General features: G+C 41.8%; 19 protein-coding genes. 4 read left to right on the forward strand and 15 right to left on the reverse strand.

What is annotated here, in order from left to right:
* Window positions 1-94: 94 nt before the first annotated feature.
* The 3 genes from F0361_RS08515 to F0361_RS08525 are packed head-to-tail and all read right to left on the reverse strand — an operon-like array spanning window position 95 to window position 3,052.
* Complete coding sequence (locus tag F0361_RS08515; protein WP_154918537.1) at window positions 95-769, reverse strand: ABC transporter ATP-binding protein; 675 nt, start codon at window positions 767-769, stop codon at window positions 95-97.
* Between the two features lie 28 nt (window positions 770-797).
* Entirely contained in the window at window positions 798-2,060 is a 1,263-nt protein-coding gene (locus tag F0361_RS08520) for an ABC transporter permease (protein WP_154918027.1), read from the reverse strand.
* On the reverse strand, window positions 2,057-3,052 hold the full coding sequence (locus tag F0361_RS08525) for an efflux RND transporter periplasmic adaptor subunit (RefSeq protein ID WP_246160839.1): 996 nt from the start codon (window positions 3,050-3,052) through the stop codon (window positions 2,057-2,059). The genes F0361_RS08520 and F0361_RS08525 overlap by 4 nt, the downstream gene beginning before the upstream one ends.
* 261 nt (window positions 3,053-3,313) lie before the next feature.
* Here F0361_RS08525 and F0361_RS08530 point away from each other — a divergent pair, with 261 nt between their 5' ends.
* Window positions 3,314-5,494, forward strand: coding sequence for an acylase (locus F0361_RS08530; RefSeq protein ID WP_154918028.1), 2,181 nt, complete (start codon window positions 3,314-3,316; stop codon window positions 5,492-5,494).
* A 70-nt stretch (window positions 5,495-5,564) separates the two neighbouring features.
* Here F0361_RS08530 and F0361_RS08535 read toward each other — a convergent pair whose 3' ends face one another.
* From F0361_RS08535 to F0361_RS08565, 7 genes are all read right to left on the reverse strand, one after another.
* Complete coding sequence (locus tag F0361_RS08535) at window positions 5,565-6,599, reverse strand: agmatine deiminase family protein (RefSeq protein WP_154918029.1); 1,035 nt, start codon at window positions 6,597-6,599, stop codon at window positions 5,565-5,567.
* A 5-nt stretch (window positions 6,600-6,604) separates the two neighbouring features.
* Complete coding sequence (locus F0361_RS08540) at window positions 6,605-7,489, reverse strand: carbon-nitrogen hydrolase (RefSeq protein ID WP_154918030.1); 885 nt, start codon at window positions 7,487-7,489, stop codon at window positions 6,605-6,607.
* A gap of 102 nt (window positions 7,490-7,591) precedes the next feature.
* On the reverse strand, window positions 7,592-8,404 hold the full coding sequence (locus tag F0361_RS08545; RefSeq protein WP_317129162.1) for a hypothetical protein: 813 nt from the start codon (window positions 8,402-8,404) through the stop codon (window positions 7,592-7,594).
* Window positions 8,331-9,398 (reverse strand): dipeptidase, encoded by a 1,068-nt coding sequence (locus tag F0361_RS08550; protein ID WP_154918031.1) that lies wholly within the window; start codon window positions 9,396-9,398, stop codon window positions 8,331-8,333. Before F0361_RS08550 ends, F0361_RS08545 begins: the two co-directional genes overlap by 74 nt.
* A gap of 1 nt (window position 9,399) precedes the next feature.
* Entirely contained in the window at window positions 9,400-10,512 is a 1,113-nt protein-coding gene (locus F0361_RS08555) for a D-TA family PLP-dependent enzyme (RefSeq protein WP_154918032.1), read from the reverse strand.
* 83 nt (window positions 10,513-10,595) lie between these two features.
* Entirely contained in the window at window positions 10,596-11,057 is a 462-nt protein-coding gene (locus F0361_RS08560) for a RidA family protein (protein ID WP_154918033.1), read from the reverse strand.
* 11 nt (window positions 11,058-11,068) lie between these two features.
* Window positions 11,069-12,385: a gluconate:H+ symporter gene (locus tag F0361_RS08565; protein WP_138257002.1), complete on the reverse strand. Its 1,317-nt coding sequence runs from the start codon at window positions 12,383-12,385 to the stop codon at window positions 11,069-11,071.
* Window positions 12,386-12,568: 183 nt separating this feature from the next.
* Here F0361_RS08565 and F0361_RS08570 point away from each other — a divergent pair, with 183 nt between their 5' ends.
* Window positions 12,569-13,825, forward strand: coding sequence for an aminotransferase class V-fold PLP-dependent enzyme (locus F0361_RS08570; protein WP_154918034.1), 1,257 nt, complete (start codon window positions 12,569-12,571; stop codon window positions 13,823-13,825).
* 1 nt (window position 13,826) lies between these two features.
* On the opposite strand, the gene F0361_RS08575 is transcribed toward F0361_RS08570, so the two are convergent.
* The 3 genes from F0361_RS08575 to F0361_RS08585 all read right to left on the reverse strand — a co-directional run bounded on the left by F0361_RS08575 (window position 13,827) and on the right by F0361_RS08585 (window position 17,105).
* Window positions 13,827-14,957 (reverse strand): acyltransferase family protein, encoded by a 1,131-nt coding sequence (locus F0361_RS08575; RefSeq protein ID WP_211361147.1) that lies wholly within the window; start codon window positions 14,955-14,957, stop codon window positions 13,827-13,829.
* Between the two features lie 73 nt (window positions 14,958-15,030).
* Window positions 15,031-16,203: a helix-turn-helix domain-containing protein gene (locus F0361_RS08580; RefSeq protein WP_154918035.1), complete on the reverse strand. Its 1,173-nt coding sequence runs from the start codon at window positions 16,201-16,203 to the stop codon at window positions 15,031-15,033.
* 2 nt (window positions 16,204-16,205) lie between these two features.
* Entirely contained in the window at window positions 16,206-17,105 is a 900-nt protein-coding gene (locus tag F0361_RS08585) for a metallophosphoesterase family protein (RefSeq protein ID WP_138257005.1), read from the reverse strand.
* 93 nt (window positions 17,106-17,198) lie between these two features.
* Here F0361_RS08585 and F0361_RS08590 point away from each other — a divergent pair, with 93 nt between their 5' ends.
* On the forward strand, window positions 17,199-19,586 hold the full coding sequence (locus tag F0361_RS08590) for a GAF domain-containing protein (protein ID WP_246160840.1): 2,388 nt from the start codon (window positions 17,199-17,201) through the stop codon (window positions 19,584-19,586).
* Here F0361_RS08590 and F0361_RS08595 read toward each other — a convergent pair.
* Window positions 19,575-20,795, reverse strand: a complete 1,221-nt coding sequence (locus F0361_RS08595) for a Pycsar system effector family protein (RefSeq protein WP_154918036.1) — start codon at window positions 20,793-20,795, stop codon at window positions 19,575-19,577. The genes F0361_RS08590 and F0361_RS08595 overlap by 12 nt on opposite strands.
* Before the next feature lie 56 nt (window positions 20,796-20,851).
* On the opposite strand from F0361_RS08595, the gene F0361_RS08600 reads away from it, so the two are divergent.
* Window positions 20,852-24,562: a metallophosphoesterase gene (locus F0361_RS08600; RefSeq protein ID WP_154918037.1), complete on the forward strand. Its 3,711-nt coding sequence runs from the start codon at window positions 20,852-20,854 to the stop codon at window positions 24,560-24,562.
* On the opposite strand, the gene F0361_RS08605 is transcribed toward F0361_RS08600, so the two are convergent.
* Entirely contained in the window at window positions 24,534-25,415 is an 882-nt protein-coding gene (locus F0361_RS08605; protein WP_154918038.1) for a hypothetical protein, read from the reverse strand. The two genes, F0361_RS08600 and F0361_RS08605, sit on opposite strands and share 29 nt — an antisense overlap.
* Between the last annotated feature and the right edge of the window lie 54 nt (window positions 25,416-25,469).

The raw sequence follows: 25,469 nt of genomic DNA on the forward strand, positions 1-25,469 counted from the left end.
TTTTTATGGGGATGTGTAATGAATGGAGTACGATAGAGGTAGTTTTTCTATCAATACACTTTGCTTGGAAAGGTTTCAACCTCTTCTGATATCGTCAACTTATAATCCGGCCATCCTCCATTTCTATGATTCGGTCCGTACGTTGAGCAAAATCATTGTCGTGAGTAACTATCAAGAGAGAAAGACCTTCTTCAATGGAAAGCCGTCTGAAAATATTAAATACATTTTCAGAATTATGGCTATCAAGATTACCTGTAGGTTCATCGCCCATAAGAATCGTTGGGTTGTTTATTAGTGCCCTAGCTATGGCTACGCGCTGTTTTTCTCCACCCGATATTCGTGAAGCCTTTTGCTCTGCTAAATGGCCTATATGAAGCATTTCCAATTTCTCTCGTGCGTTTTGCTCTATTTCTTTTTGGGATTTTTCTGCAAGTTTTTTAGCTGGCAACATCACGTTTTCAATAACACTAAATTCCGATAACAAATAATGAAATTGAAAAACAAAACCAATATTCCTGTTGCGTATCCGTGATAGTTCCTCTTTGGAATTTCCGGTAATAAGCTGCTCATTTAAAAACAGTTCTCCGGTATATTCCGTGTCCATAGTAGAAAGAATATAGAGCAAGGTAGATTTTCCACAACCGGACTTCCCGACTATGGAAGCAAATTCACCTTCCTTAATTTTAAAGGAAATATCTTTAAGCACATGAAAGTCCTTGGGCTTATAAAAATGTTTGTCAATGTTTCTTGTTTCCAGGACCAAACTCATCTTTTTCAAAATATTACTTTGTTTAACCTCATGTGCCCCTAATTATTTTGACCGGATCAATATTTTTCGCTTTGTTGGCGGGAAGATATCCAGCAATAAAAGTGGAGAGTAGGGCAAAAACGATACCTATTATGTAATATAAAGGACTATAATTTATAGGATAAGTTTTGATAGTTGGCAATGCCTCAGTTTCAAACGGTGTATTATCAATCAAAGCAGAAAGGCTAAATCCAACCAAGAGACCCAAAATGCCTCCCATGAATCCTATGATAACTGCTTGACTGATGAAGATAAGTGCTACGTCGTTTCCCGAAAACCCGGTGGCTTTTAAAATGGCAATATCCTTCATTTTTTCATATATGAGCATGTTGAGAATGTTGTATATTCCAAAACCCGCTACAATCAATAAGGTTATGGAAACAGCATAGGTTATCAAGTTTCTTATATTGGAACCCGTTTCAAACTGAGCATTGGCTTCTTTGATATCTATGGCCTGGATGTCAAATTGTCTTTCCCACCTTTTTGCCATTGCGGGTGCCGCTTCTATATCAAACAATTTTATATGAATGTCCGTGATATAGTTTTCAGGTTGACCTAAAATTCGCTGGGCCGTTTTCAGGTTTACATAGCTCTGGGAATTATCTATCTCTGCCAATCCACTTTGATAAATCCCTACGATTTTTAGCGGGAAAATGTCGCCAGACACCGTACTAACCTGTATACGGTCTCCTACGGTAAGAGTCATTTTGTCCGCCAACCCAGCTCCCAAAAGAATTCCGTTGGCATTGTTCCTAAGGGCTTCTGGGCTACCTTTTACTATGTAGTCTTTAATATTGGAGAGTCTGGCTTCCTCCATAATATCAGCGCCTATCAACATTCCTCCAAGTTCAATGGAACCTGATAGATAGAATATTTGTGTCTGTAGTTGAGGTGTGGCCCCTTTGACGGCATCATCGGTCTTTAAATACTGTAGAATAGGTAGCGCATTATGGATTTTTTTTTGGCTTTCCTTGGGTTTTATGGAGTTAATTACATTAAAGGTATTTTCAAAATCTGCGTATAAGGAAACTGGTTGCTTTTTGGAAGGTTCTATTTCGTTATACAATCTGATGTGGGGTGTCCGGTTTAGCGTGAGTCCATCCAATAAGTTGTTCAAGCCGGTCATGAAGCCTGCCATGGTAATGTAGGCCCCTATCCCAAAAGTAACACCTAAGGCCGCTGTCACCGTACTTTTCATCTTGGTAAGTAGATGTGTTTTGGCTATTCCTATTATTACGCTCCAATTTATCATTCTACGGGTTTTAGGATAGCTGTATTTTCGTCTATACCCTCGAGGATTTCGATTAGTTCAAGACTCTGAAGACCAATTTTTAAGGTTACTGGGCCATCCTCTGTTTGTACTTGATTTCCTTTGTTGAGGTAGGATTTGGGTATAGTCAATACTTCATTTTTTTGTGCAATGATGATATTGCCTTCCCCTGCCAATCCAGGATATAGGACTGCTGGAGGGTCAATAAAAGAAGCCTCAACCTTAAAGGTTTGGGAGCGTTGATCCTTCTTTGGATAAATTTTGTAAACATTAGCTTCAAAAACTTCGTTTTTGTATGAGTCCAAGATGACCAGTACTTTTTGTCCTCTGGAAAGTTTTACTATGTCTACCTCGTCTACCAACATTTCTATTATAAAAGTATCACTGCTACCTACCGTAGCAATGGGTTCCATCGTATTTACAATTTCCCCGGGTTCTTTAAACAAGGCGTACACTTTTCCGTTTATGTTGCTCTCTATTGTAAAATCTTGGGTATTGCTCTGCGCTGTAATGTAATTGTTACGTGCTTGTTGCCATTGTGTAGTAAGCTCATTTTTGGTTCGTTGGTAACGATTGATGGTTAAACGAAAGTTGTTCTGGGAGAGCTCATAGGCTAATTTTCTATTCTCATACTGTGCTTTGGAACCAATTTGCTGCTCCCAAAGCCTTTTTTGCCTAAAATAGTTGACGGAGTCGTTTTCCAAGGATAATTTTGCTGACTTTATTTCGTCTTCCAAGGCCTTTAAAACGCCAGAACTACCCTGATAATTTTCTTCCGCCAATTGAAAGTTCAATCTTGCATTTTCCGCATTGAGTTCCGGTGCCGTGTTAACAATCTGAACTAAGGGAAATCCTTTAGGAACCAAGTCTCCTTCCTCTACCAAGTTTCTATGCAGAATTCCAGAAACGGATGCATACGCTTGGTATAAACTGTCCGGTTGTACAGTTACGGAGGCATAGACTGATTCTGTCATGGCCATTTTTTTCGGGTAGATTTTTTCGATTTTTTCTCCACATGAAAACAACAATAACATGGCGAACAATAGAATGCTTTTTTTTAAAAAGGGATATCTAAAATAGTTTGTAAACATAATAACCTATGATAATGGACATGTTAGTTCAAAATCTGTATCCAAACCTACATTAATTCCTATTTCATAAATATGACCATGGTCATATACTTTTTGAATAAGGGCATACAATTATGTATCTTCCAATTCGTAAATATTAAAAATATGAATAAAGTATTTTTTCTCGTTTTTGCATTTATACTATTTGCCTGTAAATCAAGTAAAGAAAAGAATTCAGAAGTTGAAAAATGGAAGGACCAGGCTTCCCAAATCGAAATCATTCGTGATGATTTTGGTGTGCCCCATATTTATGGCAAGACCGATGCAGATGCCGTTTTTGGATTGCTTTATGCCCAATGTGAGGACGATTTCAACCGTGTGGAACAGAATTATATTTGGGCAACCGGTAGGTTGGCCGAAGTTGATGGTGAGGATGCCATTTACAGCGATTTAAGGGCGAAACTTTTTATGACCGAAGAAGAGGCCAAGGCCAATTACGAAAAAAGTCCGGAGTGGTTGAAAAAATTGTGCGACGCCTTTGCCGATGGTATCAATTATTACCTGTATACCCACCCCGAAGTGAAACCTAAATTATTGACCCGGTTCGAACCTTGGATGCCCATGTATTTTAGCGAGGGCAGTATCGGTGGGGATATCGAACGCATTTCTACCAAAAAAATTGAATCCTTTTACGAGAGTTGGATGGAACTTCCCGTAATGGAGTTGTTGGAAATACAGAAGAAGGAAGAAATGGCGGAACCACAAGGATCCAATGGAATAGCGATATCGGGATCATTAACGGAATCGGGCAACCCCATGTTATTGATCAATCCGCACACTTCCTTTTATTTTAGGGGAGAGGTTCACGTGGTCAGCGAAGAGGGACTGAATGCTTATGGTGCTGTTACCTGGGGACAGTTTTTTGTATATCAGGGCTTCAATGAAAAAACAGGTTGGATGCACACATCTACCTATACCGATGTTATGGACGAATTCAAGGAGACCATTGTAAAGAACGACGGAAAATTGTACTACCAATATGGGGAGGAGCTGCGGCCGGTAGATTCCACATCGGTAACCTTAAAATATACATCGGATAGGGGGATCAAGGAACGTACCTTCCCCATGTACCGTACCCACCACGGACCTATCACGCATGCCGTTGATGGTCAATGGACGGCATCGGCGATGATGTGGGAACCGGTCAAGGCTTTGGAGCAGTCGTATATTCGCACTAAACAGGATGGGTATGATGGTTTTCGAAAGATGATGGACATTCGCACCAATTCCTCCAACAATACGGTCTATGCCGACGCCGAGGGAAATATCGCCTACTTCCACGGTAATTTTATTCCGAAGCGGGATGTCAGCTTTGATTATTCTGAACCTGTAGATGGGAGCAACCCCCAAACCGATTGGCAGGGACTTCATACCGTGGATGAAAATATTTTGGTATTGAACCCGGAAAACGGATGGATACAGAATTGTAATTCAACCCCATATACCTCTGCTGCTGAATTTAGCCCAAAAAGAGAGGCGTATCCTTACTACATGTCCAAAGACCAGGAAAATTTTAGAGGGATTCATGCGATTGAATTATTGACTGATCGGAAAGGGTATACCATTGATAGCCTTATTCAATTGGCCCACGACCCTTATTTACCTGCTTTCAAGGCTTTGATTCCGGGACTGGTAAAAGCCTATAATTCCCAAGATGATAAAAATCCAAAATTGCAGGAACCCATAGAAATTCTTGAAGAATGGGATTATAAGACCTCGAAAGAATCCGTTGCCATGACCTTGGCGCATTATTATGGCACCGCCATGGGGCAGCGGGCCAACTACCCTCAAGGTCTCAGCGATATGGAACGAATGATTTATTTTGGCGAACACACGGATGAGGGCTTACGCATTTTTGAGGAAGTTGTCGATCAATTGATTTCGGATTTCGGTACTTGGAAAATGCCTTGGGGCGAGGTCAATCGCTATCAACGTCTGAACGGGGACATTGTTCAGGTATTTAACGATAGCCTGCCAAGCGTGGGAGTTGGATTTGCCTCCGGTCGTTGGGGTGCTTTGGCGGCGTATGGGGCTAGATATACTACCCCAGATGCAAAAAATATATACGGTACAAGGGGCAATAGTTTTGCCGCAGTAGTGGAATTTGGTGACCAAGTGAAAGCCAAGACCATTTTGGCGGGGGGACAAAGTGGCGACCCGGCTTCACCGCATTTTGATGACCAAACGGAACGCTACATCAATATTGATTGGAAAGATGTCGCTTATTATAGGGAAGATGTTTTGAATAGGGCTACGAAAACCTATCGGCCTGGAGAAAGAAGGTAATCTCTTTTGATAACAAATTAGTCGGTCCATTTGTTTTTGAGCTTGAACTTGACACTTGAACTTGTATTTATTACCTCGGAATTTGTTGGCTCAAACAGTGCAACGTTCCAAAGCCCCATATCAAATCGATACAATTGATGCCGATAATTTCCCGATCCGGGAAACAATCGGATAGTATATTGAGTGCCAAACGGTCATAGGAATCATTAAATGTTGGGACCAATACGGCACCGTTTATGATTAAAAAGTTCGCATAACTGGCAGGAAGTTCCAAACCTTCAAATAGGATGGTTTTTGGCATGGGCAATTCCACTACCTTCAAAGGGGAACCATCTTCCAAAACTGCTTTTTGGAGCCTTTTCATATTTTCTTGTAGCGGTTTGTAATTTTTGTTTTTAGGGTCGATTTCCACTACTGTCACGACTGTATCGGCATTAACAAATCGGCATAAATCATCTACATGGCCGTGGGTATCGTCCCCTTGGACTCCATCGCCCAACCAAATGGTATTTGTAACGCCAAAGTACTCCTCGAATATGGCTTCGTAATCGGCTTTGGTGAATCCTACATTACGGACCTGAATGGAGGGGTGCAATAGGCATTCTTCGGTCGTAATCAACGTACCTTTTCCATTGACTTCCAGGGCACCACCTTCCAAAATCACTTTTTTACCTTTATAGGTGACTTGGGTCATAGGAACATTCAAATGTTTGGCCACTAAAGAAGGGACGTGTTTGTCCAATTGCCAATTATTGTATTTGGCCCAGCCATTGAAGTTGAAATTCAGTGCTTCCCATTGCGTTCCATTTTTGACCATAATGGGTCCGGAATCGCGCATCCAGCTGCGATTGGTTTTATGTACAATAAAAGATACTTTGGAAAGGTCAACATGGGCCATTTCGAGCATTTCAGTTACGTTTTTGCGATGCGCTTCAGATGCGACCACCAAAAAAACGGTTTCAAAGGCCGCTACTTTTATTATGTACTCTACAAAGGCCCATTTAATGGCCCCAAATTTACCCGGCCAGTCCTTCCCATTATGTGGGAAACAAAGCAAGACACCTTTCTGTTGTTCCCATTCTGCGGGAAATCTTCTTTTGCCCATATAGCTTAATCCAAGGCTCTTTTGGTTAGTTCCCCAAAGGCATCGATTCGCCTATCCCTAAAAAAGGGCCAGTTTTGGCGAACATTCTCTTGAAGGGCCAAATCCACTTCGGCCATCAGTATTTCTTCCTTGTCATGGGAGGCCAAGGCCAATATTTCGCCTTGTGGTCCACAGATAAATGATTTTCCCCAGAATTCGATGCCATCCGTATCCGGGATATATTTTTCAAGACCTATCCGGTTGGCCGCAGCTACAAAGATGCCATTGGCGACCGCGTGTCCCTTCATCACGTTCATCCATGCCCCGTATTGGTTTTCCCCGTATTGGGCTTTTTCAGCAGGATGCCAGCCAATTGCAGTGGGGTAAAACAATACTTCGGCACCTTTTAAGGCGGTCAATCGGGCCGCTTCCGGATACCATTGGTCCCAACAGATCAATGTTCCTATATTTCCCTTTTTTGTACCGATAGATTGAAAGCCCAAATCCCCAGGGGTGAAGTAAAATTTCTCGTAGAAATGGGGGTCGTCCGGAATATGCATTTTGCGGTACAGGCCTGCTTGGCTTCCATCGGTATCAATGATGTAGGCACTGTTGTGATAGATGCCGGACATTCTTTTTTCAAAAAAAGGAACGATGATCACTACACCCAAATCCTTGGCCAAGGCACTGAAAGCTGTAAAGGAAACATCGCCCAAAGGTTCGGCTATGGAAAAATTTACCACATCCTCGCTCTGGCAAAAGTAGTGACTGCTATACAGTTCTGGGAGACAGATAACTTCGGCCCCTTGGTGTGCGGCCTTTTTGATCCACTCCATACATTTTTTCCGATTTTCATCGGCGGTATTATTCAAATTGAGCTGTATAACGGCGACTTTGTAATTCTTTGACATCTAAAAATGATTGTTTTGAAAATTAAAGATATTAAATAGAAGATGAATGCCCCAGATTAAAGGAGCAATTAAACCTAATTTATAAATTTCCAGAGGTACGGGTTATTCTTTGGTAACGATTAGTGTGGCTTTTGAGCCCGTGGATAACAACCACTTGTTGGAATATAGGAGCTGTCCTTTTTCATCGTATACATCCACTTGGGCCGTATTTGGTGCGGAAGAACCGTGGTTCAATGCCTCAAAGTCTATTTTGTTGAACCCTGACTGTAGGTCTACGTTGACCCCTTTAAAGGCTCCTGTCAACAAAAGGTTGTATTCGACCACTACATCATTGACATAGATCTTGACCCGATCACCATCCACATATTCGTGGTCCCTACAAACGATGCCTATGAATTTTCCATTACTCTTGATATCACCAAGATATTGGTCCGGGAAGAATTGGCCCGACCCGTTCATGCGCTCGCCTGGGCCAATGCGCGGATCTATCTTAAGTCCCGTTCCTGCTTGTACGAGTTCTTCGTCCGGAAGCATTTTCACTGGATTTTTAGTGGTCATATCCAGTTTGGGCTGTTCCTTTATGACCGATGGAATGTTCAGAACACTGCCGGAATTAGTGGTACCCGAATTATCGATAGGGTTGACCGATTCAATCTTCAAGGGTTTCTGCGTAGGTAGGTCCGTTTGGGCCTGAATCCACCCAAAAGACAAAAGGCAAAGGAAACTAGTAAATGAATTACGTCCGTTCATTAGGATATCCATAATCGGAATAAAGATAGCAAATACCCTGCCACAGGGACTTAACGGGGTGTTAAATTCGATTATCGTAACCCTTGCCTTCTTAATCCGGTAAATGTTCCTGTAGGAAGCGAACGAAATTTCCGTGCATGATATTTTCGATGTCCGTTTTTGCATAGCCTCTTTTTTCCAACATACCCGGAATTTTTTGTAGATCGGCAATGGTATCGATATCTTTTGGTGACTGTTCCAAACCAAAACCACCGTCCAAATCGGTCCCGATTCCAACGTGTTCCGAGTTTCCGGCCAACTGGCAAACATGGTCAATGTTCTGAATGGTATGTTCCAAAGACACTCCGGTACTTTCTGGAGTTGACTTCCCACGAACCCAGTTGGGTACCATCATCCAAGCGTCCAATGCCATACCTATTACAGCCTTTCGGGTAATGAGTTCCTTGATCTGTTCGTCCGAAAACTGACGGTTATGATCCACAAATTTCCGGCAATTGTTATGACTGGCCCAAACCGGGCCTTCATATACGGCCATGGTCTCCCAAAAGCTTTGGTCGCACAGATGGGTCGCGTCCAGAATCAGGTTGAGCTTTTGGATTTCCTTTAGCAGTTCTTTTCCTTTGATGCCGATTCCCCCAACGGAATCCGTTCCATACGCATAGGTTCCTGGGCCGTAATGCGCAGGCCCAATGGCGCGCAGGCCCTCTTCAAAAGCGGTGTGGAGATACTCCATGGTAACAATGGAATCCGCACCTTCCAAACTCAAAATATAACCAATGGGCGAATTTGATTTATCTTGGTTCCATCGCTTGAAATGGTTCGTGAATTGGGTTTTTGACCGAATCTGAATCAGGTGTCCCTCTTTTTCCATCGCCCTGTACCAAGCCAATTGCCCTTGGGTCTGTGCCCAAGCTTGGTGTGGGGATTTCCATCCCAGTAAATTATTGCCAGGCTTTACATAACGGGCAATCTGTGTCGCCACACAGATACCTATGTTTCCCTTTCGCATTGCCTCAAAGGAAACCGTGTTCTTCCCCCGATCGGGCTTGTCCGTCATGCCTTTTTCACTGGCCCTGATGGCGGCAACGGACCATGTAAGATCTCGGTTCCACTCCATGGCGTTCATGGAAAGGTCTAAATGGGCATCCAGGATAAACATGCTAAATGGTAATTTTTTGGTTACGGGCGGCTACCTTCCATGCATCGGTAATGTGACCCTTGTCCACTACCAGAAGTTCGTCGTATTTGGCCACCGTGGGGCAAATATGTTTGGGTATCGCATAATGCTCCGAGCCTATTTCCATTACTTTCAGGTCATCATATTCCACGACCAAGTGCTCTTCAGATTGGCCAATTTGTCTTTCATGTCCCAAACTTAGAAACTCCACCCTTGGAAAGGGCATTTCCGGGGCAATGGATTTATGGCCCAGATCAAAACATAGGATGCCCGCTTTGGGCTTGCTAATGATCCTAGTGAACAATACGGCCGCGGGAAGAAAATTCATTTCGGGGAAAAGATTGCCGTAACCTGCATCCCATAAGAGCGTTGTACCCGGACTGGCTATGACGTTTTCCCTTTTACAATGAATGGGGAAAGTTGGTGATCCCCCGGCGATGATAATGGGGTTTGGAAGCTTGGCCTCCAAAATTCTTTCTTTCAATTCCAAGACCGAATCGAAGGCTTTTTCGCAATCCTGTTTTCTGGTATCAAAATCGGGATTTCTCAGATGACCATCGTATACGTGTAAGCCGAGAATTTTCAAATGGGGATTTACGGATACATATTCATATAATTGAAAGGCCTTTTCATCTGGGGCAATGCCCGTTCGGTTCATGCCCACGTTCAAATCGATATACAGACCGATTTTTTCATCGTTCTCTTTCCCCGATGTTGCCAATGTATCGGCAATGGCAGACGTATCCGTCAGTGCCGAAAACTTGGTATTGGGGAAGGTTTTCATCAAGGTGATAAATCGGGCTATATTGGCACCCACGGGCTGCATGGCCAAAAGTACTTCGGGAGCACCGCAATTTCCCAGCAGTTCGGCTTCGGCGATGGTAGCGCATTTGAATTTTGTGATGCCACGTTCCAGTTGCATCTGAACGATTTCCGCACATTTATGGGTCTTGATATGGGGGCACAACTTCTTCGCATCCCCCGTCATACGTATCATCTCCTCAATGTTATGGATGATCCTCTCCTTATAGACCAATAAGGAGGGGGAAATGACGTTTGCACTATCCTTCAGCCGATACCATGTTTCTTCTCCCATAATTTTTAGTTTTTAAATCCGATATTTAAATACGGATGTGCATATGTTCATTCGTATTAAAACAACAAATTCCTTAAAAGGGTTTATTTGTGAAGTTCGAACATTGCCTCGATTTCCACGGCGATACCTCCCGGAAGCATCATGCCCACGGCACTTCGTACGCCTACGCCATTTTCGGCACCAAATACATCGGACATTAATTCACTAAAACCGTTAATGACCAAGGGATGGTCCTGGAAATCTGGGGTACAGTTCACCATTCCCAGTGTTTTTACCAAGCGTTTGATCCGGTCTACCTCCCCAAAATGGGTAATGATGGTGGATAACATGGTCAGGCCAACGTGTCTTGCACCCAGCTTTCCTCCGGCCAAATCAAGGTCATGGCCCACCCTTCCTTTGTAGAGCGACCCATCTTTTAAAACCGGTCCTTGACCGGAAACATATAAAAAATTATCGACCACCAATATAGGTCGGTATAGACCGGCCGGTGGGGGAGCAGGAGGAAGTTCCAGACCTAATTCCTGTATTTTTTTGGAGATACTCATTATACTATAATTTATATAAACTGATTCAAGATCAAAACACCTATAAGACCCATGACACCTACGGTCGTTTCCATCAAAGTCCATGATTTAATGGTATCCTTTATGGAAAGATTAAAGTACTCTTTAAATAACCAAAATCCGCTGTCATTTACATGCGAAAGCATAAGACTGCCAGATCCAATGGCCAACACCATAAGTTCCGCGCTGGTGCCCGTACCTTCGATCAGCGGCAGAACAATACCTGCAGCGGTCAACCCTGCGACCGTGGCCGATCCTACACAAACCCTTATGATCGTTGCGATCAACCATGCCAATATTAGCGGTGAAATGGAAGATCCGCTTAGGGCATTTCCAATATATTCGCTTACCCCACTATCTACCAATACCTGTTTTAAGGCACCTGCCCCGGCAATGATCAATAAAACCATGGTAATACCCTTTACGGCCTCACCAACGGTATCCATTACTTCCTTCATTGATTTTCCACGGGCCAAACCTAACGTGTAGATTGCTACCAATACCGAAAGAAGCATGGCCATCACTGGGTCCCCGCAAAAAACTAAAATAGAAGTTAGGAAGGAATCGGCAGGAAGAAAAAGTGCGGCCAGGGCCGCAATCGCCATAAGGATTACCGGAAGTAGGGCCGTAAAAATACTGATTCCGGTTCCTGGCATTTCATCATCCGTAAGTATGGTGGGGTTCATCAATTCTTTTAAAGGGGAGGCCTTGATATTTTTCATTGTTCTGGACAAGAACGGTCCCGCTACCACTATAGCCGGAATGGCCACGATGATACCATACAGGAGCGTTTTGCTGATGTCCGCATTAAAAGTCGCCGCTATGGCCGTAGGGGCGGGATGCGGGGGAAGGTAGCCATGGGTAACGGAAAGGGAAGCAAGCATGGGAAGGCCCACATAAAGTAGTGGTAAACCTGTGGCTGCGGCAATCGTAAATACCAGGGGCACCAAAATCACAAAACCAACGGAATAGAACATGGGAATGCCCACAATAAAACCTGTGAGCACTACGGCCCATTGAATGTTCTTTTTCCCGAATTTATCCACCAACTTTGTGGTTATTCGTTGTGCGGCCCCACTTTCCGCAACCAGCTTGCCCAACATGGCGCCAAGCCCTAATATGAGAACGAGGAAGCCCAGTATGTTTCCAATACCTTTTTGAATGGAACTAACAACAGCAATGGGTTCCATTCCTTCGGTAATTCCCACAAAAAGGGAAACCAAAATAAAGGAGATAAAACCGTTGAGTTTGAATTTTGCGACCAAAAGGAACAAAAGAAGGATTCCAAGGACTACGATGACAAGAGGCATGGGTTGTTATTGGATTGGTTTGTAAACCCGAATATAAGATAATTTTTTAGGAGGAAGGTACGGCTCCCATGCCGATTCCATTTTCTTTGAAAAGTAGAAATGTACTGACCTATCCACAATTTTTAAGGTTTGTAAAATGCAATTGCTCCTTTTTTAATACTTTTAAGAAAAGACCCTATCCTGATGAACAAAAGAGATTTTATAAAGCAACTGGGTGGTGCGGCGCTCCTTTCCCCATTTTTGGCACTTCCCCATTATTCTTTGAAGCAATCCCAAAGCCCCTATCCCCAAAATGAGGATGCTTTTTGGGAACGTATTCGGGAGGATTATAACTTGAAACCGGATTACATCAATCTGGAAAACGGCTACTATAATTTCATTCCAAAACCTACCATGGAAAAGTATATGCGGCACATCCAAATGGTGAACTATGAGGCTTCCTATTATATGCGTACGGTACAGTGGGAAAATAAGGATAAGGTTAGGGACCGCTTGGCACAATTGGTAGGAGCCTCTCCAGAGGAACTGATCATCACTAGAAATACAACCGAGTCCTTGGATATGATCATTGGGGGTTATCCATGGGAAAAGAATGACGAGACCATCTTTGCACAACAGGATTATGGGGCCATGAAAGACCAGTTTGGTTTGGTGGCAAAAAGGTTTGGTGTTGTCAATAAGGTTGTTTCCCTTCCCAATCATCCGGCCTCCGATGAAGAAATTGTCTCACTTTACGAATCCCAGATTACACCTAAGACCAGATTACTAATGGTATGCCATATGGTAAACATTACGGGGCAAATCCTTCCTGTTAAGAAAATATGTGACATGGCCCATAGCCATGGGGTTGAGGTCATGGTGGACGGGGCTCATTGTGTTGGTCATATCGATGTGAATATCGCGGAACTTGGGTGTGATTATTATGGCAGTAGTCTCCATAAGTGGTTGAGTGTACCCTTGGGTAGTGGCATGCTGTTCGTCGCAAAACCACATATCGCCAAGATTTGGCCCCTTTTCGCGGACCATACGGATGACGTGCCCGAAATCAGAAGACTTAACCATACGGGCACTTTGCCCGTTCATACCGATTTGGCCATAGACGATGCTATCGATTATTTGGAAAATATCGGACTACAAAGAAAGGAAGACCGACTCCGTTATTTACAACGGTATTGGAGCGATGCAGTCCGAAACGTGGAACACATTGTGGTAAATACCCCTGTAGATCTCCATCGAAGCTGTGGTATTGCCAATGTTGGTATAGTACACATGAAACCGGCTGACTTGGCCAAAAGCTTGTTGGAAGAATTCAGCATATTTACCGTGGCGATTGATTATGCCAATGTCCAAGGCTGCAGGATTACCCCAAATATTTATACGACTACCAAGGAACTCGATGCTTTCGTTGTTGCACTGAAGACATTAGCAAACAGAGTTTAGGTTATTTTGGTCGTTTCTTTTTTAAACCAAAGAAAGGCTGTAATAACGGGATTTTTAGAATTAAGAGATGATATATCAACCAGCTAAATCCAAAAGTTCCCAAAACAAGAAGTGATGCCTTAGGAAATAGCCCCCAAGAAAGGTCCATTAAGAAGTAGGCCAAAACAACTGTGACTGTTTGATGTAGTATGTAAAAGGGATACACGGCCCTATTGGCATAGGAAAGAGCATTGCTTTTATGGTTTAAATATTTTGCCGCATACCCAAATAGCACCAAGATCCATGACCATATATTCACTACTTTAAGCAATGCTTCTGTAAAATGTACCACATACCCGTCTTCCAGAAATACCCAAATGAAAACTTGACTCATAAAGGTGAAAACACCTATTAAAAGTGCCTTGGATTTTAATTCCTCCACAACTTTCCAAAATATATCTCCGGTAGAAATTAGAAGAAAGCCGTAAAAAAACAAGACCAAACTAAAGCTAAAGTTGAACCAGTCGTCTATCAATCCATGGGTTATGTCAAAAAAAGGTTCCATAAATGCTTCCAATAGGTAGAGCGGCACAACAAACCAATAAATACCAAAAGGCTTGCCAATGATTTTTTTGATCCAATCGCTAAAACGGTTTTGGTTATTTCTTAGGTAAACGAAAAAAGGCCCCAAAAGGAGGGAGAAAACTAGCAAATAAGGAAGGAACCACAAGTGGTGCCAACTTATATTGCCTTCCGGATAAACACCCTTAAAGGCGATTGAGGTAAAATAGTCTAGATAAGATCCTGAAAATTGGTGTTTGGCCAATCGTTCTATATAAACTTGAGGCGGTACAATGAAGATCATCCCGAATATAAGAGGAATCCCCAATCTTCTAATTCGTTCCCAACAGAACTGGCCAAGATTTCTTTTTGAAAAGGCATAGTAGGTACCCATGCCGGATATAACAAATAATATAGGTAGTCGCCATTGGTTTAAAAATAGCATGGGCCACTTTAACCAATCGTAAATTACGTTGTTTTTGATATGCCATCCCCAAGGAACAAAAAACATTCCTACATGATAAAAAATAAGCAATGCAAATACGATAACCCGTAACCAGTCCAAATCGTATCTCCTAATTGTGGTCTCCATGATTTACTTTTTCGGCAAATATCGACCTGACCTTAAAATGGACAAATTTTTAGGGTACGCTTACTGTCCTGAATTACAATTTTGGAGAAAAAGACCTTATATATGCGGATGGTGAAGTGCCTGTGTGCTTTTTAAATGCAGAATAAAACGCGGATTTCGACTTAAAACCCGCCATTGCTCCTATGGCCTCTATGGTCAAATTAGAAAAGCCGGGGTCTATCAATTTCCCTTGGGAGAAGGCTATTCTTTTCTGATTTATAAAATCGTTGAAATTGGAATGTTTACCTTGATTTATAATTTTTGATATATGGTTTGGATGAACTTTTAGAATAGTGGCCAAATCGTTTAGTGAAGCATCTTGGAGAAGAAAATAATTGTTTTCATCTACATAGGATTCAATACTAACAAGATTTAGGTTTGATTTAGATTGGCCAATGGTTTCATACTTGTCCGCAACCCAGGATTTTTCAAAAAACCGGGATTCCGAGACCAAGACATAGGTTGTTAAAAATGCAAGGCAGCTGTTGAAAATACCCAAGTAATGATCTCCTCCATCGTCATCAAATGAATAGAAGATTGAAAATATGAGTACCAGTAATATGAACAGAACTATAACCGTATTTCGTGTGAAAATATATTTACTGGATTTGTTCTTTACCCCAATTTCTTTTAATCTGGATTTTTCTTCCCATACCATTTTTAAGGACAATATTGTATAAAAAAGAAATGTAGCAAGTATCAGCCAATCAAAAATATCTTTTATGTAATGATAGCTGTAGTCAAAGGATTCTGGTATTTTGGCACTGGGAAACTTCGAATAATAGGCACCAATATAGGCATTGTATTTCACCGATATTGGAGCCAAATAGAATGGAATCTGCGACAAAAAATATCCAATTGGTATCATAAAGTGCAACCAATGTTTTTTGAAAGTAACATTCTCTCGTTTCAAAAAGCAGTAAATGGCCAGATAAAGTGTTGGTCCTATAGTTAAAACCAATGCTTCTGTGGAATCGTTTAGAAACAGCACATATTTAATTTGACCTGTGTAGCAAACATAAACATCCAAAAAAATAAGGGCGGTAGCCAATATGGAAAACCCCAACCATTTAAGGCCAACATTGTTGCTGGAATTAAGAAGGAGTACAATTGACAGGAAGGAGCTTTGGACTACCCCCAAAAACATTATGGTTGAAATAAGATTATGACGTATTGGAATGTATTCGATAAGCCTGTCAAGTTCCACAATTACTTTTTTTTCATATAGTCCACTAACTTTTGAGGTCCTTCAAGCAATAATCTTACAACTTTTAGTGTTCCATCCAAAGTAGTATCGATTTGCCATTTTATAAGCGAAATTTGACCATTTTCGATTTCAATGCCCGTTATGCTCCTTGGATGTACACAACTACCATCATTGAAAAAGGGAATATCTCCGGGTTCCGGAAACCTAGGTCTATGAGTATGGCCTACAATGGTAATGAGTAGGTTGTTCTGTAATATCCATCGTTTGATCCGGCGCTCCAGCTTTATCAGTTCCTTAAAGTTCTTTGCCGGGCTGGTGGGATCCGCTATACCCCAAACCTGCAAGGGTTTCCAAAGAATGCGCACCAAAAACCTACCCCATCGCCAAAAGGTATAGTTCCACCAATCTGCCTGGTGCCCGTGGGTAAGAAACAATTCCTGTTGGGTCTTGGTATGTTTCAATACGATGGCCTCGTTGTAGGTTATACCTTCAAACAACTCCTTATCGGTATTGTCAATTGGCTCAAAATAACTGGAGAGATACTTGTCTACATAAGCCTTATCCTTATAGACCATATCATGGTTTCCCCATATCATATGTAGCCTCTTTTCCAAATGAAATTTTTTCAAGAGTTTATAGACATTCTTGTGGGCCTCAAAGATTGATTCAAAATGAAGGTTTTCCCAAAGTTCGTCACCATCACCCAACTCGCAATAATCGAAACCTTCATTGTAATAGTGGTTTAGGGCGTGGAAATAAATGTTCCTGTTATTGGCAAAATCATCGGCGAAACTATTGTCTCCCCGGTGACAATCACTAAAAAGGATAAACTTAGAGGTATCATCAAACGAAATATATTTTGCGTTTGAATACGCTCTTGAAAGTCTATTTGAGGAGGACATCTACAAAGTTTTTATAAATATCCGAAAAACCGTAAAATCGCAATGTAAAACTTTAACAAAAAACAGGTGTATGTTTTGTAATTTTGAGAGAGTATGGGAGACCAACGCAATATGGGATGTGATGACAAATTAAGACCCTTGGTTTATCAAATAAGTTTTGATAAACTTTTAAGGGAGTATGAAAGTATGCTTGATGGCGATGACCCTGTATTGGCGGCAAGGGCCAAGCAAGTTCTTGATGCCCAAAAGCCCTATCCAATGTTGCGGGACGGTTTTTCCGATCTTGAATTGATAAAAGAGCACCGGGAGGTCATTTCCTTAATCCTACAGGATAGTTTTTCGCCTATCTTGGGCGAGAACGAAATTAAGGTAGCATCCATTCCTTATTTCGATTTCTTTTTCAATCCCTCCAAACGTTTTCAAAAAATCGTCAAACAGGCTGGTCCAACGTATAAACCAAAAATAAGGAACCAGGAAATTGGGGTGGATTACATCATGGGTTGTATCGTTATTCTCAAGTTCCATTATGGGGTTGAACTTGATTTTAGCAGGCCCTATTTTTATGATATACCGGATTCGAATGGGGTAATGCACCATTACCGCATCATGTACAATGCGGACTTCATGGAAATTCTTCCTACGGATAAATCCAAAGAACTGTCTGAAGAAGATATCAATGAGCTTATGGAAAGCCCGGATAACCTTAGCCTTTGGCAGGATAAGATTCCGCCCGATAGTTTTGTTGCCAAGGGCTTTATTATTGCCAATATGTTCGATGTAACTTCGGAGCATTCCATTTCTGAAATAAAATCCAGCTTAATCGCGAGCGACAAGCGGTCCAGCGACAATTTTATGGAAAACCTACAGGAAACCTTTCGGTCATTCTTTAGGTTGCCCGATATAAAGGTTGGTTTTGTGGTCTATAATGCAAAAAAGGACCAATTTGAACCAGTATACGGGAAAAATATGACAAGCTTTATCCTCAACGGAAAGGATTCGAAGCCTTGCCATGATGCCCTCTGTAATTATTCCTATAAGAAGCTAATTCAAGAAAATAGTTATTTTGCCATTTCCGATGTAGAAAAATATAACAAGACATCGAATGAAAGTGATCCATACCACGTGCTGGAAGGACAAGAGATTAAAAGTGCCATATTGGAGCCAATAGCCTTTGAAGGCGAGCTTTTGGGTGTTTTGGAAGTAGTTTCCAATCGAAAAAACGAATTGAACGGAGTCAATGCACGAAAGCTGGATGATGTAATGCCCTTCATAGTTTCTGCAGTGGTGCGGTCCAAGGTAGAGGAAGAAAATCTAATTGATGCCATTATCCAAAATGAGTGTACCTCTGTGCATTCTTCCGTCTATTGGAGATTTCAGGAAGAGGCAAAATACTTTATAAAAGATCAGTTGGAGAGTAGATCTCCGTCCTTCAAGGAAATCGTTTTTAAGGATGTTTATCCGCTATATGGTCAAATCGATATTAAGGATTCGTCCAAAGCCCGTAATAAGGCCATTCAAAGGGATTTGATGATTCAATTGTCCCAAATCAATGGCATCTTGGAGGAGGTATTGGCAAAAAATAGACTGCCCATTTACGAGGAACTCGTTTTTAGGGTAAAAAACCATTTGGACAGTATCAAGGAAATGCTCTATACCAATAGCGAGCAGGCCATTTTTGATTTTGTAAAAGATGAAATCGACCCTGTTTTCGATCATCTAAAAAAGACGGACGCTAAAATCGCCCAACAAATAGAGGCCTATGAGGCCAAGATCGATATGGGAACGGGTTCCTATTATGATCATAGAAAGAACTATGATGAAAGTGTGACCATGATTAATAAGAAGTTGGTCTCTGTCCTTGATAAAAAACAAGAAAACGCACAGGGTATGTTCCCGCATTATTTTGAACGCTACAAAACGGACGGAGTGGAACACAACATGTACATTGGGGAGAGTATTAGCGAAAATGGAGGTTTTAATTCACTTTATTTAAGCAATCTTAGGTTGTGGCAGTTACAGGTCATGTGCGAGATGGAAAATGTTCATTATAAACTTAAACCTGAGTTGCCAATTCCCTTGGATGCCACGTCCCTGATTTTGGTTTACAGTTCCTCATTGTCCATTCGGTTTCGAATGGATGAGAAAAAATTTGATGTGGATGGAACGTATAATGCCCGTTATGAAGTCATTAAAAAGCGTATCGATAAGGCATATATCAAAGGAACCAACGAGCGACTTACCCAGACTGGCAAAATTGCAATCGTCTATTCCCAGAAAAAGGACGAGCTTGAATATTTGAGATATATCAAATTTTTAAAATCCAAAAAATACTTTACAGACAAGATAGAAATCGTTGAGTTGGAAGGACTGCAAGGAGTTTCCGGTCTAAAGGCCATTAGGGCAGAAATTTTATACAAGACCGATCAAGAATCGCAGGAATCCTATACCTACGAAGATCTAATGGCTACTTTAAAAGACTAATGCTTGGGATACCAGTTCCTGTAGCTGTCTCTCCGGGCCAAAAAATTTAAAGGACAATGCAAATGCTATAACCGAAATAATCATTCCGATCATAAAGGTTGTATACGTCCAACGTAACAAGTTGTATTTTTTGTTCAAGACAACACCCAAAAAATAGAGATCTTTGGTCAGTGACGAATAGATATAGTCCTTGTCCTTTACCAATTCATTGATGGCCCATTCATAATCGGGTAGGTCCATTTTGTGGAAATTTCCAAAAAACAAAAGGTTCACCTTTCTTTTTGCAACATCTTCTTTAGTGAATTCCCCACTAGTAACATTTGGCCTAGTGGCCAATACGGCCAAAATCATGGATATGACACTGAATAGGACAAAGATTGCGGTTGGGTAAATGAGATAATCGTTAGAAGGATTATCCAATTTGGGGATAAGGTTTGATAAAGCCAATGAGATGATTATGGCGTTGACCGAAAGTAGGATGTTCGCCTTTGTATCCGCTATATCACTCAAAGTAAGGTGGTTCCTGAGCGTTACACGGAATAAAGTTTGTATGCCCCTATCCGGACTTTCACCCTTGAATTTTGCCTTTAACTTCTCTTTTTTTGCGATTTTCTTGATGGATTTTTTCTCTTTTATGAGCTTCTTTAAATTGTCATCCTTTTTCTCTTGCCAGATTTCCTTGGCATAATCCGTATAATAGCGATGTTGATTGCCCAACATTATTATATTGACATCCACCCAATCTTTGTAAGCATAGTCGGCTATGTTCAATAGTTTAAGCTCTTCGCGTAATAGTTCCGATGTTTCCAAATAGCTTGTTTGCGCAAAGTGCGAAGCGTCTGCGTCCCTGATGATCTCTTCTTCAATGGAATTGGGCACTGAATCTTTCTCCGTCGCCATAATTAATCGGTTTACTTTGGAGATCAGGTCAGGGTCATAACCTTGGTCCTCAAGGAATTTTGTCGCAATGATGCAGCTATTTTTTTCGTGATCTTTAGTCCCCACCGTATATCCAGTATCATGGAACCATGCAGCAATTTCCAATACTTCTTTTTCCTTATCCGATATCGCACATGCTTTAGATAATTCTTTAGTACTTTTAACAACACGTTGCGTATGCCTTAGATTGTGGTACAGATAGTTTGAATCCAACTCCTTTGTCAGCAAGGTTACAACGTGATTTTTGGTATTCTGAAGAATATCCGCCATGAGGAAATATTTTTAGGAATTCCAAATTACAAAAAATAGAACATAGGGACGTCTTCATGAATAAATATGGTACCGCTCTTTTATTGCTTTTTTTGATTACGGGTTGTGCTACCTATAGGACAAAATATGCGGACATTCGGGATGCAGAGGATATTCAAATCCACAAGGAAGTTGAACATACCTTTTATCTCATTGGCGATGCGGGCCTTTCTCCTTTGGGGGGTATGAATCCGGCTTTAAATATCTTCAAAAATAAACTGGATCAAGCGGATGAAAATAGTACGGCCATTTTTTTGGGCGATAACATTTATCCGGCAGGATTGCCGGACCCCAAGGATTCTACCGTAGCTTATTTAACCGCTAAGAGCCATTTGGATGCACAATTGAGAACGCTTACCAATTTTAAGGGAAGAAAGCTTTTTATACCGGGCAATCACGATTGGTACACGGAAGGCCTCATTGGATTGGAACGGGAAGAGGATTATATCAAGGAACAACTGAATGATAAAGATGCCTTTTTGCCAAAAAATGGTTGTCCCATTGAAGTAATAGAGGTAAACGATGCACTGGCCATCATTGTTTTGGACACGGAATGGTACCTCACCAACTGGAACAGGAGGCCGGGTATCAACGATAAATGTGAAATAAAAAGCCGGGAAAAATTTCTTTTGGAGCTTGAAGATGCCATAAAGGATTACAGGGATAGAACTACCTTGATTGCCATGCACCATCCAATGACTAGTTATGGTCCTCACGGTGGTCAATACTCCTTCAAAAAACACTTTTATCCAAAGGACCAACCCGTTCCTTTGCCAGGTTTGGGAACCTTTATAAATATTTTGAGGCGGACATCCGGGGCTTCCACAGAGGATATGGGAAACAAACGATATTTAGATCTTGTAAAAAGGGTAACGACCTTGGCGCAATACTCGGATAGGGTCATTTTTGCCTCTGGCCACGAACATACATTACAGTATATCGTTGAAAACAGTACGCCTCAGATTGTAAGTGGTTCCGGAGCTAAAAAGGGAGAAACAAGGTTATTGAATGGATCCAGGTTTTCCACCGGTAGAATGGGTTACGCTACCTTGGAAGTCTATACCGATGGTTCTTCTAGGGTTCGATATTACGGTGTTGATAGTGAAGGGAAAGAGGAATTCCTTTTTACTTCCGCAGTATTGCCACCAAATGTAACTAAATTGGATACTATATTTCCTAGAATTCCCAACAAGGAACTAAAAGCATCCGTTTACACCAAAGAGGAAATCGATAAATCCGGTTTTTTCAAGGCGATTTGGGGAGAACGCTATCGTAGCTATTATGGTAGGGAAGTGACCGCTCCCGTGGTCTACATAGATACTTTGTTCGGGGGACTTACGCCCGTTAAAAAGGGAGGAGGGCATCAGTCTAAATCCTTGCGTTTAAGACATGCTTCCGGAAAGGAATACGTGATGCGGGCACTTAGAAAACTTCCCGAACTGTATTTGCAATCCATGGCTTTTCAAGATCAGTACCTTATGGACGATTTAAAGGAAACCTATACAAAGGAACTGTTGGAGGACTTTTATACAGGTTCACATCCCTACGCCCCGTTCACGGTTGGTAAACTTTCCGATGCCGTTGGAATCCTTCATACCAATCCGGTACTCTATTATATTCCAAAACAGGAAGCACTGGGTGAGTTCAATGATGTTTTTGGAAACGAACTGTATATGATCGAGGAACATGCTGGAGATGGTCACGGGGATTTGGAGAGTTTTGGGTATTCCAATGAGTTAAAGAGTACGGATTCCATGTTGGAGGACCTTCGGGATGACGAGAAGTATGAAGTGGACACTGATGCCTACATCAGGGCCAGATTGTTCGATATGGTCATAGGGGATTGGGACCGTCATGTGGACCAATGGCGATGGGCGGAGTTTAAGGAGGATGAAAAGGTTGTCTATAGACCGGTTCCCAGGGATCGTGATCAGGCCTATTCCCAAATGGGTGATGGCATTTTTATGGGTCTTGCCACCCGTATCATCCCCGGACTCAGGTTAATGGAAGGTTTCCATGAGGAAATTAGAAACGTCAAAGGATTCAATTCCTCTCCAAAAACGTATGTACTGGATCTCGCCTTATTATCCGAAAGTACCTTGGAAGATTGGAGGAATCAGGCCAAATTTTTACGGCAAAGGATTGATGAGAGGGTTATTGACGAAGCGTTTACCATGTTTCCAAAGGAGGTGCAGGATGCAGGTGTTCAAGAAATCAAAAGAATTCTGCTGTCAAGGGTTGAAGGTATTGAAAATACCGCTATCGAATATTTTAAAGTCTTGAACAAATTTGCCACGGTAGTGGGTACTGACAAGGATGATTGGTTCGTGATTACCCGATTGGATGACCAAAGAACCCAGGTGAGTGCCTACAGGATTATTGACGGGGAAAAGAAAAAGCAGTTTTTTGGCAAAGTCTTTTATACTACCAACACAAATGAAATTTGGGTGTATGGCTTGGATGATGATGATGTTTTTGAGGTAAAGAATCCAGACAATTACGGTGGTATTAAAGTCAGGATCATTGGCGGACAGAACAATGATATTTATAGGATTGGGAACGGTAGGGGAGTAGCTGTCTATGACTACAAAAGTAAAAAGAACACCTTTGAAGAGGTGACAAAAACCAAGGTCAAACTAACGGACGATTATCCGGTGAACACCTATAACCCCTTAAATATTAGAAGTAGCAATAACCAAGTGATCCCAACGGTAGGCTTCAATCCAGATGATGGTGTCAAAATAGGGTTTATGGATACCTACACCTACAATGGTTTCAGGCAAAATCCCTTTACCCAACAGCATTCCTTAAGTGCTTCCTATTATTTTGCCACAAGTGGCGTAGAACTACGGTACAAGGGGGAGTTTGCCAATGTATTCGAGAGTTGGAACTTGTCGCTGGATACACGATTTACCACCCCTAATTTTGCCATAAACTTTTTTGGATTTGGGAATGAAAGCGAAAATTTGGACGATGACCTGGGCTTGGATTATAACAGGGTACGTATCCAAAATTTTGAGTTTGCCCCATCATTGGTATGGAGAAGCCCTTTGGGTGCCAAATTCGACCTGGGAGTTTCCTATGAAGCCATTGAAGTAGAGGAAACTTCAGATCGTTTCATCAATACGTTTTACCAACAGAACGGACAGGAGACTGGCAATAGTTTTGTAGGCGTCCAAGGAACCTATTCCTATGAAAACCATGACAACCGGAGCTTTCCTACCATGGGCATGGCGACCTCCATTGCCTTGGGCTTTAAGGAGAACATTGGTGTGGTCAATAGGAATTTTGGATATTTGATTCCGAGTATCTCCTTCGACTATAAATTGGTACCTAGTGGCCGACTCGTTTTGGCGACCAAGTGGAAAGGGCACATAAATATGGGGAATGGTTATGAGTTCTATCAGGCTGCCAGTATAGGGGGAACCGATGGATTGCGGGGCTATCGAAACCAACGTTTTACCGGGAAAGCTTCCTATTACCAAAATACCGACGTGAGGTTTAGTCTCCGTAAAATGCGTACCCGTATTTTGCCAACGGCATTGGGGCTCTTCGGAGGATTTGACTATGGTAGGGTATGGTCGCCCGGAATTTCCTCAAACACTTGGCATACTTCCTATGGTGGTGGGTTTTTTATGAATAGTGCGGATATTTTGACTCTGAACCTTGCCCTGTTCCATAGTGAGGACGGACCTCGTTTTACCTTTGGTCTCGGCTTTGGATTTTGACCTTGCTTAAGTCCAGGGAGTATAGATTATTGCCAGTACCATGAGAGCGTTCATCGGACAATAAAATCAAATCTTCATTTAAGAAACAGATAGATTCTAATTGCGTCCTAATGCCCAAATCTATTTCCTCAATTTTTCCGTTAGAGAAATTATCCCAGGTAAAATCCGTAAAAATGAACAGCTTTCCGTAGCTGAGTGCGATTATCTTCTTGCCGCTTGGTGAAATAGCTATGCCCGTAATTTGGCAGGTCTTCCAATCCTTACACACATTGATTTCCCCAACTAAAGTGGCCTCGTATACCCCCTTTTGATCCGGGACACTATAGATGTAAGCACTACCGGTAAAGGGATTGGCCCTGTTTTTGGTTACGATGAACAGTTTGTTGTTATGATGGAAGATAGCTTCGGCATCAAAATAACGGCCCGATTTCTTAGGGGGGAACTCTTTTTGGTTGGGGTAGCTTAGTTCAATTTTCTCGGCATCGATTTTATCGCCAGGTTCTATTTCCGGATTGGGAACCTTGTAAATTTTTAGGTTTTTCCTGCTGTTGTCGTTATTGCCTATATCGGCGATATATACATTTCCCAACGTATCTTTGGTAAGATCTTCCCAGTCATCGTTGTCCCCGTTTTTCATCTTCAAGGTCTTTAGGATATTTCCCTTAAAATCGACCTTATATAACTCATCCTTATTCCCTCCATCTTCAATAATCCAAACCGTGGAATCCTTTAGGCTAACCATTCCTGAGTTTTCCTTGAGGCTGCTAGGCAAATCTGTAACGACCTTTAATTGACCGTAATTTGTACAGGAAAAGAAGGTGAGGGATAGTAATAAAAGAAACGTTCTAATCATAGGGTAACATCTTGATACGAACGTATGAATTTACGAATCTAAAATTTATTGGCA

Origin of the sequence: Maribacter flavus (genome assembly GCF_008386635.1) — a bacterium.
GTDB lineage: Bacteria > Bacteroidota > Bacteroidia > Flavobacteriales > Flavobacteriaceae > Maribacter > Maribacter flavus.

Coding starts and splice junctions, on each gene's coding strand:
- F0361_RS08585 (WP_138257005.1), bottom strand. CDS start 17,105: ATGTCCTCCTCAAATAGACTTTCAAGAGCGTATTCAAACGCAAAATAT.
- F0361_RS08565 (WP_138257002.1), bottom strand. CDS start 12,385: ATGCCTCTTGTCATCGTAGTCCTTGGAATCCTTCTTTTGTTCCTTTTG.
- F0361_RS08605 (WP_154918038.1), bottom strand. CDS start 25,415: ATGATTAGAACGTTTCTTTTATTACTATCCCTCACCTTCTTTTCCTGT.
- F0361_RS08545 (WP_317129162.1), bottom strand. CDS start 8,404: ATGCAAAAACGGACATCGAAAATATCATGCACGGAAATTTCGTTCGCT.
- F0361_RS08555 (WP_154918032.1), bottom strand. CDS start 10,512: ATGGGAGAAGAAACATGGTATCGGCTGAAGGATAGTGCAAACGTCATT.
- F0361_RS08575 (WP_211361147.1), bottom strand. CDS start 14,957: ATGGAGACCACAATTAGGAGATACGATTTGGACTGGTTACGGGTTATC.
- F0361_RS08520 (WP_154918027.1), bottom strand. CDS start 2,060: ATGATAAATTGGAGCGTAATAATAGGAATAGCCAAAACACATCTACTT.
- F0361_RS08515 (WP_154918537.1), bottom strand. CDS start 769: ATGAGTTTGGTCCTGGAAACAAGAAACATTGACAAACATTTTTATAAG.
- F0361_RS08600 (WP_154918037.1), top strand. CDS start 20,852: ATGAATAAATATGGTACCGCTCTTTTATTGCTTTTTTTGATTACGGGT.
- F0361_RS08535 (WP_154918029.1), bottom strand. CDS start 6,599: ATGGGCAAAAGAAGATTTCCCGCAGAATGGGAACAACAGAAAGGTGTC.
- F0361_RS08540 (WP_154918030.1), bottom strand. CDS start 7,489: ATGTCAAAGAATTACAAAGTCGCCGTTATACAGCTCAATTTGAATAAT.
- F0361_RS08595 (WP_154918036.1), bottom strand. CDS start 20,795: ATGGCGGATATTCTTCAGAATACCAAAAATCACGTTGTAACCTTGCTG.
- F0361_RS08530 (WP_154918028.1), top strand. CDS start 3,314: ATGAATAAAGTATTTTTTCTCGTTTTTGCATTTATACTATTTGCCTGT.
- F0361_RS08550 (WP_154918031.1), bottom strand. CDS start 9,398: ATGTTTATCCTGGATGCCCATTTAGACCTTTCCATGAACGCCATGGAG.
- F0361_RS08590 (WP_246160840.1), top strand. CDS start 17,199: ATGGGAGACCAACGCAATATGGGATGTGATGACAAATTAAGACCCTTG.
- F0361_RS08570 (WP_154918034.1), top strand. CDS start 12,569: ATGAACAAAAGAGATTTTATAAAGCAACTGGGTGGTGCGGCGCTCCTT.
- F0361_RS08560 (WP_154918033.1), bottom strand. CDS start 11,057: ATGAGTATCTCCAAAAAAATACAGGAATTAGGTCTGGAACTTCCTCCT.
- F0361_RS08525 (WP_246160839.1), bottom strand. CDS start 3,052: ATGACAGAATCAGTCTATGCCTCCGTAACTGTACAACCGGACAGTTTA.